The 14,050-nt window shown below is 49.7% G+C and carries 10 protein-coding genes; 3 read left to right on the top strand and 7 right to left on the bottom strand.

Annotation, left to right across the window (positions count from 1 at the left end; translation table 11 throughout):
- Positions 1-20: 20 nt before the first annotated feature.
- Positions 21-743: a mannosyl-D-glycerate transport/metabolism system transcriptional repressor MngR gene (mngR, locus tag FQ015_RS23440; RefSeq protein WP_160524562.1), complete on the bottom strand. Its 723-nt coding sequence runs from the start codon at positions 741-743 to the stop codon at positions 21-23.
- A gap of 169 nt (positions 744-912) precedes the next feature.
- Between mngR and mngA the strand changes: the two genes are divergently transcribed.
- Together mngA and mngB are read left to right on the top strand one after the other, a co-directional pair.
- Entirely contained in the window at positions 913-2,829 is a 1,917-nt protein-coding gene (gene mngA, locus FQ015_RS23435; protein WP_202385165.1) for a PTS 2-O-a-mannosyl-D-glycerate transporter subunit IIABC, read from the top strand.
- Positions 2,830-2,846: 17 nt separating this feature from the next.
- The gene (gene mngB, locus FQ015_RS23430) at positions 2,847-5,480 is read left to right on the top strand and encodes a mannosylglycerate hydrolase (RefSeq protein ID WP_160524561.1); all 2,634 of its coding nucleotides are present in this window, start codon (positions 2,847-2,849) and stop codon (positions 5,478-5,480) included.
- 144 nt (positions 5,481-5,624) lie between these two features.
- Here the strand turns inward: mngB and FQ015_RS23425 are convergent, their stop codons facing one another.
- Entirely contained in the window at positions 5,625-7,022 is a 1,398-nt protein-coding gene (locus FQ015_RS23425) for an RtcB family protein (protein ID WP_160524560.1), read from the bottom strand.
- Positions 7,023-7,611: 589 nt separating this feature from the next.
- Between FQ015_RS23425 and FQ015_RS23420 the strand changes: the two genes are divergently transcribed.
- Positions 7,612-8,517, top strand: coding sequence for a LysR substrate-binding domain-containing protein (locus FQ015_RS23420; protein ID WP_001214260.1), 906 nt, complete (start codon positions 7,612-7,614; stop codon positions 8,515-8,517).
- A 33-nt stretch (positions 8,518-8,550) separates the two neighbouring features.
- On the opposite strand, the gene cobO is transcribed toward FQ015_RS23420, so the two are convergent.
- The 5 genes from cobO to FQ015_RS23395 all read right to left on the bottom strand — a co-directional run bounded on the left by cobO (position 8,551) and on the right by FQ015_RS23395 (position 14,048).
- Positions 8,551-9,153, bottom strand: a complete 603-nt coding sequence (gene cobO / locus FQ015_RS23415) for a cob(I)yrinic acid a,c-diamide adenosyltransferase (protein WP_000388210.1) — start codon at positions 9,151-9,153, stop codon at positions 8,551-8,553.
- A 9-nt stretch (positions 9,154-9,162) separates the two neighbouring features.
- Positions 9,163-10,815, bottom strand: a complete 1,653-nt coding sequence (locus tag FQ015_RS23410) for a class I fumarate hydratase (RefSeq protein WP_105272137.1) — start codon at positions 10,813-10,815, stop codon at positions 9,163-9,165.
- 107 nt (positions 10,816-10,922) lie between these two features.
- The gene (locus tag FQ015_RS23405; RefSeq protein WP_000724204.1) at positions 10,923-12,203 is read right to left on the bottom strand and encodes a dicarboxylate/amino acid:cation symporter; all 1,281 of its coding nucleotides are present in this window, start codon (positions 12,201-12,203) and stop codon (positions 10,923-10,925) included.
- A 160-nt stretch (positions 12,204-12,363) separates the two neighbouring features.
- Entirely contained in the window at positions 12,364-12,681 is a 318-nt protein-coding gene (locus tag FQ015_RS23400; RefSeq protein WP_000813947.1) for a DUF4387 domain-containing protein, read from the bottom strand.
- Positions 12,678-14,048, bottom strand: a complete 1,371-nt coding sequence (locus FQ015_RS23395) for an acyclic terpene utilization AtuA family protein (RefSeq protein ID WP_000124249.1) — start codon at positions 14,046-14,048, stop codon at positions 12,678-12,680. Before FQ015_RS23395 ends, FQ015_RS23400 begins: the two co-directional genes overlap by 4 nt.
- Positions 14,049-14,050: the final 2 nt, after the last annotated feature.

The raw sequence follows: 14,050 nt of genomic DNA, 5'->3' as shown, positions 1-14,050 counted from the left end.
TATGATGGCCTTTTTTATGCTTATCGCGATGATTTTCGCTGCGCTATCAGGGTAAATTTATAGTCATCGGTATTAAAAGCGTTGCGGCTATATTCAAACACCCGGCCATCAACTAAATATCCACGCGATACTTTTTCAAGAATCGGCTTAGTCTGGCTGATATTAAGCAGACGGCTCATCTCTTCAGTTGGCATCAGAGGAATGATTTCCTGTTCGCTACGATCGATAACCATTTTCTTCACTTCTTCAATAAAGTGATATTTCGAATTTTCCATGACCTGCCAGGTGAGATCCGGGAACAACGCAAGCGGCATCCAGGTTTCTTCCAGCGCCATTGGCTTTTGCTTGCGATAGCGCACGCGCTTCACATGCCACACACGATCCTGCGCGGTGATTTGTAGCTGTTGCTGAAGAAAATCGTCAGCCGGAATCACTTCAAATATCAGAACTTCACTGTGTGTATCGACGTGACGGTCCGACAGTTTTTCATCAAAACTGGTTAACTGAAAAATATCGTAATTGACCCGCTCTTCTTTGACGTAAGTCCCGCTGCCCTGAATGCTTTCGAGGATCTGTTGCTCGACTAGCTGGCGCAAAGCCTGACGCACCGTAACCCGGCTGACGCCAAACTCTGTTTGTAGTGCTGATTCAGTGGGTAACGCATCGCCAGGTTTAAGCTCGCCACGTGCAATCTGCTCACGAATGCGATCAGCAATCTGTCGGTATAAGGGTTTCCGTCCCATTATTTAGCATCTCATTAATACGAATTTTGTCATTATGCCCGATAAATTCATTCTGTAAATAATACAAATATAATACAAATAATCTCAATCAAGTGAAATTGATCACATAATAGTATTTGTTTGTCGGGCACACTGGCGCGACTATAAAAACGATCAAGTGAGGATCATGATGAACCTGACGACTCTGACCCACCGCGATGCGCTGTGCCTGAATGCGCGCTTTACCAGCCGTGAAGAGGCCATCCACGCGTTGACTCAACGTCTTGCTGCTCTGGGGAAAATTTCCAGTACTGAGCAATTTCTGGAAGAAGTGTATCGCCGTGAAAGCCTTGGCCCGACCGCCTTAGGTGAAGGGCTGGCTGTGCCGCATGGCAAAACTGCTGCGGTAAAAGAAGCGGCGTTTGCGGTCGCCATACTCAGCGAGCCGCTTCAGTGGGAAGGCGTGGATGGCCCGGAAGCGGTTGATTTAGTGGTGTTGCTGGCGATTCCCCCCAATGAAGCGGGTACTACGCACATGCAACTGCTGACAGCGCTGACCACGCGCCTGGCGGATGATGAGATACGGGCGCGTATACAGTCGGCGACGACGCCTGATGAATTGCTCTCGGCGCTGGATGACAAGGGAGGCACGCAACCCTCAGCTTCTTTTTCCAACGCGCCAACTATCGTCTGCGTAACGGCCTGCCCGGCGGGTATTGCTCACACCTATATGGCTGCGGAATATCTGGAAAAAGCCGGACGCAAACTCGGCGTGAATGTCTACGTTGAAAAGCAAGGCGCTAACGGCATTGAAGGGCGTTTAACGGCGGAGCAACTCAATAGTGCAACCGCCTGTATTTTTGCGGCTGAAGTCGCCATCAAGGAGAGTGAGCGTTTTAACGGCATTCCCGCGCTTTCAGTGCCTGTTGCCGAGCCGATTCGCCATGCAGAAGCGTTGATCCAACAAGCGCTTACCCTCAAGCGTAGCGATGAGACTCGTACCGTACAGCAAGATACGCAACCGGTGAAAAGTGTCAAAACTGAGCTGAAACAGGCGCTGTTAAGCGGGATCTCTTTCGCCGTGCCGTTGATTGTCGCGGGGGGCACGGTGCTGGCGGTTGCGGTATTACTGTCGCAAATCTTCGGGCTACAAGATTTGTTTAATGAAGAAAACTCCTGGCTGTGGATGTACCGCAAGCTGGGCGGCGGGATGCTCGGGATTTTGATGGTGCCGGTGCTCGCGGCCTATACCGCCTATTCACTGGCAGATAAACCGGCGTTAGCGCCAGGCTTTGCGGCAGGGCTTGCCGCCAATATGATCGGTTCCGGGTTTCTCGGCGCGGTCGTTGGCGGATTGATAGCCGGTTATCTGATGCGCTGGGTAAAAAATCACTTGCGTCTTAGCAGTAAATTCAATGGATTCCTGACTTTTTATCTCTACCCGGTGCTCGGTACGTTGGGAGCGGGCAGTCTGGTGCTGTTTGTGGTGGGGGAACCTGTCGCCTGGATCAATAACTCGCTTACCGCCTGGCTGAACGGTCTGTCAGGAAGTAACGCGCTGTTGCTGGGTGCCATTCTCGGTTTTATGTGTTCCTTTGACCTTGGAGGGCCAGTGAACAAAGCCGCTTATGCATTCTGCCTGGGCGCAATGGCGAACGGCGTTTACGGCCCGTATGCCATTTTCGCCTCCGTCAAAATGGTTTCGGCATTTACCGTAACCGCTTCCACGATGCTCGCACCGCGCCTGTTTAAAGAGTTTGAAATAGAGACCGGGAAATCCACCTGGCTGTTAGGGCTGGCAGGTATTACCGAAGGGGCGATCCCGATGGCGATTGAAGATCCGCTGCGGGTTATTGGTTCGTTTGTGCTGGGATCTATGATAACGGGTGCTATTGTCGGCGCGATGAATATCGGCCTTTCGACACCCGGTGCCGGCATTTTCTCGCTCTTTTTACTTCATGATAATGGCGCGGGCGGTGTTATGGCGGCAATTGGCTGGTTTGGTGCGGCATTGGTGGGGGCTGCAATCTCGACTGCAATTCTCCTGATCTGGCGGCGTCACGCGGTTAAGCATGGCAACTTTCTGACTGATGGCGTAATGCCATAAACAAAAAGGAAACGACGATGAAAGCGGTATCTCGCGTTCACATCACCCCGCATATGCACTGGGATCGGGAGTGGTATTTCACCACCGAAGAGTCACGCATTCTGCTGGTCAATAATATGGAAGAGATCCTGTGCCGACTGGAACAGGACAACGAATACAAATATTACGTACTCGACGGGCAAACGGCGATCCTCGAAGATTATTTCGCTGTGAAACCGGAAAACAAAGACCGTGTGAAGAAACAGGTAGAAGCAGGCAAGTTGATTATCGGCCCCTGGTATACCCAGACCGATACCACGATTGTTTCTGCGGAATCCATCGTCCGTAATCTGATGTACGGAATGCGTGACTGCCTCGCGTTTGGCGAGCCGATGAAAATAGGTTATTTACCAGATTCCTTTGGCATGTCCGGGCAACTGCCGCATATCTACAATGGATTTGGCATTACCCGCACCATGTTCTGGCGTGGATGTTCTGAGCGCCATGGTACGGATAAAACCGAGTTTTTGTGGCAAAGCAGTGACGGTAGCGAAGTGACGGCGCAGGTGCTGCCGCTGGGCTACGCCATCGGTAAGTACTTACCTGCCGACGAAGACGGATTACGCAAACGCCTCGACAGTTATTTTGACGTGCTGGAAAAAGCGTCTGTAACCAAAGAGATTTTGCTGCCGAATGGGCATGATCAGATGCCATTGCAGCAAAATATCTTCGAAGTGATGGAGAAACTGCGCGAAATTTATCCTCAACGAAAGTTTGTGATGAGCCGCTTTGAAGAGGTATTCGAGCAGATTGAAGCGCAGCGAGATAATCTGGCGACCCTGAAAGGTGAATTTATCGATGGCAAATATATGCGCGTGCATCGCACCATCGGTTCCACGCGTATGGATATCAAAATTGCCCACGCGCGTATTGAAAATAAGATTGTTAATCTGCTGGAACCGCTGGCAACGCTGGCCTGGACGTTGGGTTTTGAATACCACCACGGCTTGCTGGAGAAAATGTGGAAAGAGATCTTAAAAAATCATGCACACGACAGCATCGGCTGCTGCTGTAGTGACAACGTTCATCGCGAAATCGTCGCCCGCTTCGAACTGGCTGAAGACATGGCGGATAATCTACTGCGTTTCTACATGCGCAAAATTGCCGATAACATGCCACAGAGTGATGCCGACAAACTCGTGCTGTTTAACCTGATGCCCTGGCCGCGGGAAGAAGTGATCAACACCACTGTGCGGCTGCGCGCCAGCCAGTTTAATCTACGAGACGATCGCGGTCAGCCTGTACCGTATTTTATTCGCCATGCCCGTGAGATCGATCCTGGCCTAATCGATCGGCAAATCGTTCATTACGGTAATTACGATCCCTTTATGGAGTTTGATATTCAGATCAACCAGATTGTCCCTTCTATGGGCTATCGCACGCTTTATATCGAAGCGAATCAGCCTGGCAACGTGATTGCGGCAAAAAGTGACGCTGAAGGGATACTGGAAAATGCTTTCTGGCAAATTGCGCTCAATGAGGATGGAACGCTACAACTGGTAGATAAAGACAGCGGTGTGCGCTATGACCGGGTGTTGCAAATTGAAGAAAGCTCTGATGATGGTGATGAATATGACTATTCACCCGCAAAAGAAGAGTGGGTAATTACTTCGGCGAACGCGAAACCGCAATGCGAGATTACTCATGAGGCCTGGCAGAGTAGGGCTGTTATCCGCTATGACATGGCGGTGCCGCGTAATCTGCATGAACGCAGCGCAAGACAATCCACTGGCAGAGTAGGGGTGGAGTTGGCTGTCACTCTGAGTGATAACAGCAGGCGCATTGATGTGGATATCAACCTTGATAACCAGGCTGACGATCATCGCCTTCGCGTCCTGGTCCCTACACCTTTTAACACCGACAGTGTTCTGGCCGATACCCAGTTTGGTTCGCTAACGCGCCCCGTGAACGACAGTGCAATGAACAACTGGCAGCAAGAAGGCTGGAAAGAAGCGCCGGTTCCGGTATGGAATATGCTCAACTATGCTGCCTTACAGGAAGGGCGTAACGGTCTGGCTGTCTTTAGCGAAGGGCTACGTGAATTTGAAGTCATCGGTGAAGAGAAGAAAACCTTTGCCATTACGTTGCTGCGTGGCGTGGGCTTACTGGGGAAAGAAGATCTGCTTTTAAGGCCTGGACGTCCTTCAGGAATAAAAATGCCGGTGCCCGATTCACAATTACGTGGCTCCTTTAGCTGCCGTCTGAGCTTATTTAGTTATACAGGTACGCCTTCGACCGCCGGTGTAGCCCAGCAGGCGCGTGCATGGCTGACGCCAGTACAGTGTTACAACAAAATCCCATGGGATGCGATGAAGTTAAATAAAGCCGGATTCAATGTGCCGGAAAGCTATAGCTTGCTGAAAATGCCACCTGTGGGATGCCTGATTAGCGCTCTTAAAAAAGCGGAAGACCGGCAAGAAGTGGTATTGCGACTGTTTAATCCGGCAGAATCGACAACCTGTGAGGCAACTGTCGCGTTCAGTCGTGAGGTGATTTCATGTACGCAAACGATGATGGATGAAAGCATCAGCACAGCGGAAAGAGATAATTTAAAGGAACTGGGGGCATTTTTACCAGGGCAGTCACGGACATTTAGCTACCGCCTTGGCTGATTATTGCGCTAAAAGTGTATCTAAGGGGGGCAATAATTTCAGGCCATCTTCGGATGGCCTGAGATTGTTGATAAACAAGTTTGTTAGCTTACGCAGATACCAGATTTGACCTGCGTGAGAACCGCAGGCCATTTATCATTTCAGTTAACCCTTAAACGTTAACCACGGTCGAAATCTGACCGCTGGCTGAATTAATCCGGCTTCTTGTTGAGCTTCGATAACCGGACCAATATCTTTATAAGCCGCTGGCGCTTCTTCAAGACGTCGTTCTTCGCGCAATGTGACGCATTGCCACGGCAGCGTTGACTCTTCAGTCGCGCGTGAGCGCATGGCCTGCCGACGCTGGCTGCGTCCTGCTCCGTGACTGCAAGACCACAGCCACTCCGGGTTGCCGCAACCAACCGCAAGCCAGGAATAATCACCCATGGAACCGGGGATTAACGCCAGATCGCCCGCGCGTGCCGGTGTTGCACCTTTGCGATGAATATTCATATCATGCTCGTGAAGGATGATATTATGCGGCACATCCACCACCAGATGTGAATCATCCTGATGAAATAAATCGGCAAAACATACGCGAACCATTTCGGCAATTGTCACGCGATTTAACCACGCGTAACGCGCCGCCATTCCTATCGCTTGTAGATATTCCTCCGCCAGTCCGCCTGCCAGACCATATAACCCGCTTTGTGGATGTTTATGTCCGGTGGGCCATTCAGCACGGGCGCGATCCATCCAGCGTCTTCCGACGTAAAAGCCAACATCTCGCGATCCACTGTGGATCATCACCACAATATCGCCTGTTTTCAGCCCTTGTTGCCAGGCCACATGGCGATCAACCACGCTATCAACGACCTGAAGTTCAATAAAATGATTACCTGAACCCGGCGTACCCAGACAAGGATCGCGGAGTAATGCGCGGTCCGTTGCCAGCAGGGCGGGTGGGGCATAACGCGAATGACTGTTATGCTCGTTAAGCCCAATGCAGCGGTCAATCTCTTGTACCATTCGGGGGATATTCGTGCGTGTCCAGAGACCTGCTGATGGCAAGGTCGACACGCACTCTGCCGGTCCGCCATCAAAAAGCGCGGTGAACGCCTGTGCGGATAACGGAACATCGCGCTCATTTTGCAGTAGCACTTGCGTTAACCGCTGAGTGATTATTTCTTTATTCGCTTCGGCTTGCTCAAGGGTTAATCCGGTCGTCAGCAGCCGCATGCCACAAGAAATATCGGTGCCGATGGCCGCAGGAATGACTAAATCCGGCGTTGAGGCCACCACCGCGCCAACGGGGACGCCATTGCCGGGATGAAAATCTGGCGTCGCGCACGTCTGGCGCACATAACCTGGGTGGTCTGGTAGCTTCACTTCTGCAAAATCAAGCAGTTGTGTTACTGCTTTTTCTTCCAGCGGCAGTTCGTCCGGCAGCAGTACGCGGGCACTGGCTCCTGATGGACGACATAATGAAACAATATTGTTGGCGCGGGAAAGTTGGATCCCTTTGCGCAGAAAGGCTTTATCAAGCCTTGAAAGATGATGCATAACGCTGTCCTGAAATATAGACGTTAATCAACCCCCTGTATTGCGAGGGTAATTTTGTCTTTCCGGTCAGCAGCCAGCAAAAGGGAAAGAAAACGCGCGTAGTGTATGTGGCGATAGCAAGTTTTACAAGTGGTAAATCTGGCTTATTGTTAAAGAGGAATTATCTTTTGTGAAGTCTTTTAAGGCTATGACTCATTCAATCTAACCGGACATAGATAATATATAACATAGGGTATATAAATTTATCATTGTATACTTGTCATAATTCAAGTTGCATGTGCTGCATCGATGTTCGCTCACCCAGGTCACTTACTTATGTAAGCTTCTGGAAATTCATTATTTGTTCCCTTCCTGCAACTTGACTTATTTAGAGTATATTCATGTATATGAATAATATTCTTGCAATAATAGCTTTAAAGTATTGCATGCGGATAACTGAGGTGAAATTCCTGTTTTAGGATTATTGTCACTTTATTTTCCTGGTTAGACATATAGCTGACTGGTTTGTTTATTTGAATTATGATATTCATTAGTGCTACTGTTTTTTATAAAATAATTTTTGAATTGTTATTTTTTCACGGACGGCATTATGCGAGGAAAAATACCTAAAACGGAGCTGCTGGTGACTTTTGAGGTCGTCGCACGTCATGAAAGCTATACCAGAGCGGCAGAGGAGTTAGCGTTAACCCAAAGTGCTGTATTCAGACAAGTAAGTGCGCTGGAGGAATTTTTACATACTCCGTTATTTTCACACTCTAAAAAACGCATTTTTCTTAATGATGCAGGGAAGTATTACCTGGGGATAGTAAAAGAAACATTAAATAAGCTGGAACGCGATACCAATACGATTATGACCTGGCAGCCTACGGTTCAGGTTATTGAACTTGCCGTTAATCCTACGTTTAGTACCCACTGGTTAATCCCAAATTTACATGAATTCACAAAGTTACATCCCGATATTATTGTTAATATTCATTCTTTAGCTAATAACGGCGATTTTCTTAATCGGGAGTACGATGCTGTCATTATGCGCGAAAATTTTTGCGCGCCCTGGGCGGAAGTAGAATATCTCTTTGAAGAGGAGATTTTGCCGGTATGCAGCGGCAGTTTGCTTGCAATGTCCGATCAAAAACTGTCAGTGGCAGAACTGCTTACTGAGTTACCACTTCTGCATCAAAGCACCCGTATTACTGGCTGGGAAGAGTGGTTTGCCCTATCTGGCGTTAGCAGTCCGCTGGTCAATAACGGACCACGTTTCGATTTGCTTTCAATGCTGATTGCCGCCGTGCGCTCTAATCTCGGCGTGGCGCTGTTACCACGGTTCGCTATTCAACATGATTTGGATAGTGGCGATATGGTGATTCCCTGTGATGTGCCTATTCGTACCGGTAATCGTTTTATTATGACGTGGCAGGAAGAGAAGTCTGACTCGCCGCACTTGCAGCAATTTCGTGAATGGTTGCTGGCGAAATCGGTCGTACCGCAGGAGATGTAAAACCTGCGCCTGGCGGGATGCCAGGCGCAGTTATTACCAGTCGATACCCGGCTGCGCCTGAATGCCGTTATCAAAAGCATGTTTGACGGGGCGGATTTCGCTGACCGTATCCGCCATTTTTAATATCTGACTGTGGCAACTGCGTCCGGTGACAATGACACTTTGTTGTGCCGGGCGGTTTTGCAGAGAAGTGATCACTTCTTCGGTGTCCAGATAATGGTAAGCCAGCATATAGGTCAGCTCATCAAGCACCACTAAGTCGTAACGCTTGTCAGCCAGCATCCGTTTGCTTTCCGACCAGACTTCTTTCGCCGCGTCGATATCCGCTTGCCGATTCTGAGTCTCCCAGGTAAAACCGGTTCCCATAATATGAAACTCAACCCCCAGCGGCTGGAGAAGGTTGTATTCGCCGTTGTCCCATTGCCCCTTGATGTACTGCGCAACCCCCACCGTTTTGCCATGACCCACCGCGCGCGTCACAGTACCAAACGCGGCAGTGGATTTCCCTTTGCCGTTGCCGGTGAAAACAATCAAGATCCCTTTTTTCTCTATCGCCGCCGCGACGCGCGTATCGACCTGTTCCTTCAATTTCTGCTGGCGCTGCACATGCCGTTCAGTTGAAATTCGCGCTTCCATTCATTTTCCTTAATGTCCCGCAGGGCAACTGGCGCAGCGGTGTTGCTGCTCAAACTGACTAAAGAAATTATTGCCTTTATCATCGACCAGGATGAATGCGGGCAGATTTTCCACTTCCATCATCCACACCGCTTCCATACCCAGCTCCGGGTATTCCAGGCAACGCAGACTTTTGACATATTCTTGCGCCAGTAACGCAGCTGCACCGCCAATACTTCCCAGATTGAAGCCGCCATGTTTGTGACAGGCATCGGTGACCTGCTGGCTGCGGTTACCTTTCGATAACATTACCAGACTGCCGCCAGCCGCCTGGAAGGTTTCGACATAACCGTCCATTCGACCGCCCGTGGTTGGACCCAGTGAACCGCAGGCCATGTTCTCCGGTGTTTTCGCCGGGCCAGCGTAATAGACAATATGATGCTTCAGGTAATCCGGCATCGATTCGCCGCTATCCAGCCGCGCTTTTATTTTTGCGTGGGCGATATCGCGCGCCACTACGATGGGACCACTTAACGACACGCGGGTACCTACCGGTAATCTGGCGAGATCCTGCATCACGTCACGCAACGGACGGTTTAGATCCAGGTGTACATGTTGCGCGTGATTTTCTTCCCGCAATGAGGCTGGAATATATTGCCCCGGATTGTGTTCGAGTTTTTCCAGCCAGATACCGTGCTTGTTAATTTTTGCTTTGATATTGCGATCGGCAGAACAGGAGAGCGCCATAGCTATCGGGCAGGAGCCACCGTGACGCGGCAGACGAATGACGCGAATATCATGAGCGAAATATTTACCCCCAAATTGCGCACCAATACCAAATTGCTGACTGGCTTCGAGCAACGCTTTTTCCAGCTCAATATCACGGAATGCTTGTCCCTGCTCGTTTCCGCTGGTGGGCAAATTGTCGTAATATTTCGTAGAGGCCAGCTTGGCAACTTTTAAGGTTTGATCGGCTGAAAGCCCTCCGACGACAAAGGCGATGTGGTAGGGCGGGCAGGCGGCCGTGCCCAACGATTTCATTTTGTCGATTAAAAACGCGGTCAGTTTTTCTGGTTGCAATAAGGATTTGGTTTCCTGATAAAGCGCGGCTTTATTGGCGGAGCCGCCCCCTTTATTAACACAGAGAAAATGGTACTCATTACCAGCGACAGCGCTGATATCAATCTGCGCCGGGAGATTGGTTTGCGTATTGACTTCGGTATACATATCCAGCGGCGCATTTTGTGAAAAGCGCAGATTATTTTCCTGGAAAGTACTGTAAATGCCTTTGCTTAAGGCTTCAGCGTCGTTACCTCCCGTCCATATCTGTTGCCCTTTACTGGCAACAATAGTTGCGGTGCCGGTATCCTGACAGTTGGGTAATACCCCTTTTGCTGAGACTTCAGCATTACGTAATAACTGCAACGCAACGTATTTATCATTACTACTGGCCTGCGGATCGTTAAGAATGCTGGCGACCTGTTGCAAATGAGCGGAACGTAAGAAAAAAGAGGCTTCATAAAATGCCTGCCGGGCAAGCAGCGTTAATGCTTCAGGAGCGATTTTTATCACTTCTTCGCCGTCTAATTCCGTTACTGTAATATGTTGATCGCTAATTAATGTATATTCTGTACCGTCTTTATTTTGTAGAAACGGTTCTTGCCAGATAAATGGTTTGGACATATTTCACTTTTCACCTTAAACGTTAGTGTTACTTAATTGCCGTCTAACTTCATGATCCGGCTTATAAAAATGCGTAGTCATTGGCTTCTGATTGCTTAAGATCCCCCTCAGGGCAGAGCAACGTTCGATTCATTGGGTTTTAATGCTTTACCCCGACAACCCTCGCCGAAATGTTCGCCTTCCCACCGACTCACCATCGCAGCGCCCATTGCGTTGCTCATGACGTTTGTCGCGGAACGCCCCATATCAAGGAACGGATCAACACCCATCAGCAAGATCAGCCCCGCTTCCGGAATATTGAACTGGTTGAGCGTGGCGGCGATAACCACCATTGAGGCGCGTGGTACGCCAGCCATTCCTTTCGAGGTCAACATCAGGATCAACAGCATGGTGATTTGCTCACCGATGGATAAATGGATATTGCAGGCCTGGGCGATGAAAACTGTGGCGAAGGAGCAGTAGGCCATTGATCCAACGAGATTAAATGAGTAGCCAATGGGTAAGACAAAGCTGGCAATTTTGGGGGAAACGCCAAATTGCTCCAGTTTTTCAAGCGTTCCCGGAAAAGCCGCTTCAGAACTGGATGTGGTAAATGCCAGCAGGGCGGGTTCTGAAAGGGCGCGGGTCAGGCGTCTGATGCATGGGCCGACATAAACGATGGCCAGACCGATAAGCAGCACCCAAAGTAATAACATGGTGAAATAAAATTCACCCATAAAGATCCCGGCGCTCACCATAACTGCCAGCCCTCGTTCAGCAATCAATGCTGAAATAGCGGCGAATACGGTCAGGGGAGCGAAGAGCATGACGTAGCCAGTGAGCTTTAACATGGCATGTGCCAGCGAATCTAAGGCGTGAACGATGGCGCTGCCTTTCTCACCAATCGCCGTCAGGCTACAGCCGAGGAAAATTGAGAACACCACGATTTGCAAAATTTCATTGTGCGCCATGGCATCGACAATGCTGGTGGGGAAAGCATGCGAAATAAATACTTTTAGTGTAAAGGGTTCTGACGCGACCACTCCGGTGGTTTCGGCACCGTGTGCAACAAAATTAATTCCTGTGCCTGGCATGAAGAAATTTACCGTTATCAAGCCTAAGGCAATTGACAGCAATGAGGCGCAAATAAATAAAAAGAGTGTTTTAGAAAAAATACGACCAAGGGCTTTGGCATCGCCCATTTTAGCAATACCTACCACCAGGGTAGAGACCACTAACGGAGCGATAATCATTTTTATCAGTCGTAAGAAAATCGTCGTGAATATCGATATTTCTTGCGCATAGAGTTTTGCTGTTTCCGGTGAAGCAGTGTTATTGAGCACTACGCCGATAATCATTCCAAGTACCAGCGCCAAAAGAATCATCGTGGTTAAACTTATTTTCTTCATTTTTTCCTCCATCAGGTGCACGGCGATAAATCAGAATCAGGAGAAGTGGATGCCTGAATAGAGATTCAGGCATCTACCTGCTATTACAACCTTACAAATAGCTGAAGTGTTGAACTGCAATAAGTGACGGGATGTCAGTTGGCTAAAAGTGTTCGGATTTTTACAAATCGAAACTCATATTTAATAAAGGTGCATGTTGCTGTGCGCCATAGACATCATTGTCACCTACATTCCCGGAGATAATATCTCGTGGCATGACAATTTTTACTGCGTTAGAAGGATCAAACCAGACAATACGATGAATAAAGTCAGGTTCAACATGATATAAGCGCGCAATCAGTTCTGGGGTTAATTGCCCTGATGATTTTACTCGCTCATAGTTTTCTTTCGTTTTAAATAAAATATCTAAAACCAGTTCGTAAGGTCCGGCATTTTTCGAACGAATGACTTGCGCCAGTGAGACAATTGACTGTTTCATGCCTGAACTCCTTCTGGCGTCACCTGTTCAATATGGAAATCAAAACGCAGAGCGTCGTTGGCTTCAATCAGGTGATATATGGAAAATTCGTATACCGGCCCGCCCTGGATATCAGAAGGGGAGAACGGGAACGCCAGGTTGCCTGCGGTAGCGATGCGGTTTTCATAGCCGTAGTGCAGCATGGTAGAGCGCACTAGCGAGCAAACGCTATTGGCAATATCCTGGGTCGGTGCAACTACATCAAGGACAATCCCCAGCTCATGCCCGGCAGTTTGCATCGGTTCATGGTCGCCCATCACCCCGTTTTTGCCGTACAGGTGGAAATTGATGCGAATGCTGTCATCGTCGAGCGACAGGTTACGCGAAACGCTGGTTTTGACTTCATCGATGATTTTATCGATCCCGGCGATCATGATCGGGTCGCGCGTTCCTGCGATGGTCAGACAGCGGAAGCCCACCCGTCGCGCACCTTCCAGTTTCAGGGCATACGGCGTTTCTTCATGCTTAGAACCGCTGACGTACACTTCGCCGTCATTGACCGCTTTAAATGTGCAGCCTTTCAGGTTCAACACGCCGCCAGGTCCTGGCAGGAAGTAGGGATCGGATTTCTCATACAGTGTGTGTGCAGCCGCTGACGTTTCGGTAAATTTACGCTTCGGATTAAATGTCTTCAGCGTAAAGCCGTTGTCATCAATGATGCCCATCGCACAGTCAGAGCCTGAGCCGGGCGTTGCGGCGATTGCCGCGCATTCAAGGATTTTCCCACAATGCAGCGCCAGACCTTCATCAAAGCCTTGCATGATCGGTAGCGCAGCAAAGCAGGCCGGGTCGTAAGCGCGCCCGCCCAGCACCACTTGCGCGCCTTCTTTCAGCGCCTGCTGGAAGGGTTCGATGCCCATTTGCGCGACGATATACGTACTTTCGTCAATCGCGTCGTGGGTTAACGGCGGGACAAAATCCAGCGCCGTGATTTTGCCGTTATCCAGCGCCTGGTGGACGATGGCTTTGTCAACGTCTGCCGGGATCAGCGCCATCGAGAACGAGAGGCGCTCTTCCCGGGCAATCTCATGAATTATTTCTCGGCACCACTCCAGGTGTGGAGCGGCACCAGAACCGCCGGCCGTTCCGATCACCACCGGTATATTATTTTGCACGCCTGCGGTGATCATATAGCGCAGATCGCGCTTGACTCCTGCGCGATCGGTAAACGGTTTGCCTGCCCCGAGGTAGTGGGGACCTGGATCGGAAGATCCTGCATCAACGGCGATCAGATCGGGCGATTCTGCCATCGCTTTGCGGAAGCTCTCTTCCGGGAATCCATACCCGAGGATTGCCGTTGGCGCTAAGACTTTAAAAGAACGAGCCATTT

Origin of the sequence: Escherichia sp. HH26CH (genome assembly GCF_009820205.1) — a bacterium.
In the GTDB taxonomy this organism is placed as follows: domain Bacteria; phylum Pseudomonadota; class Gammaproteobacteria; order Enterobacterales; family Enterobacteriaceae; genus Escherichia; species Escherichia coli_F.
Note: the sequence above shows the minus strand (reverse complement) of the source record. Positions and strands in the feature narration are given on the sequence as shown.

Excerpts from the sequence above, each read along its gene's own strand:
- mngR (WP_160524562.1), bottom strand. The coding sequence starts at position 743 with ATGGGACGGAAACCCTTATACCGACAGATTGCTGATCGCATTCGTGAG.
- mngA (WP_202385165.1), top strand. The coding sequence starts at position 913 with ATGAACCTGACGACTCTGACCCACCGCGATGCGCTGTGCCTGAATGCG.
- mngB (WP_160524561.1), top strand. The coding sequence starts at position 2,847 with ATGAAAGCGGTATCTCGCGTTCACATCACCCCGCATATGCACTGGGAT.
- FQ015_RS23425 (WP_160524560.1), bottom strand. The coding sequence starts at position 7,022 with ATGCATCATCTTTCAAGGCTTGATAAAGCCTTTCTGCGCAAAGGGATC.
- FQ015_RS23420 (WP_001214260.1), top strand. The coding sequence starts at position 7,612 with ATGCGAGGAAAAATACCTAAAACGGAGCTGCTGGTGACTTTTGAGGTC.
- cobO (WP_000388210.1), bottom strand. The coding sequence starts at position 9,153 with ATGGAAGCGCGAATTTCAACTGAACGGCATGTGCAGCGCCAGCAGAAA.
- FQ015_RS23410 (WP_105272137.1), bottom strand. The coding sequence starts at position 10,815 with ATGTCCAAACCATTTATCTGGCAAGAACCGTTTCTACAAAATAAAGAC.
- FQ015_RS23405 (WP_000724204.1), bottom strand. The coding sequence starts at position 12,203 with ATGAAGAAAATAAGTTTAACCACGATGATTCTTTTGGCGCTGGTACTT.
- FQ015_RS23400 (WP_000813947.1), bottom strand. The coding sequence starts at position 12,681 with ATGAAACAGTCAATTGTCTCACTGGCGCAAGTCATTCGTTCGAAAAAT.
- FQ015_RS23395 (WP_000124249.1), bottom strand. The coding sequence starts at position 14,048 with ATGGCTCGTTCTTTTAAAGTCTTAGCGCCAACGGCAATCCTCGGGTAT.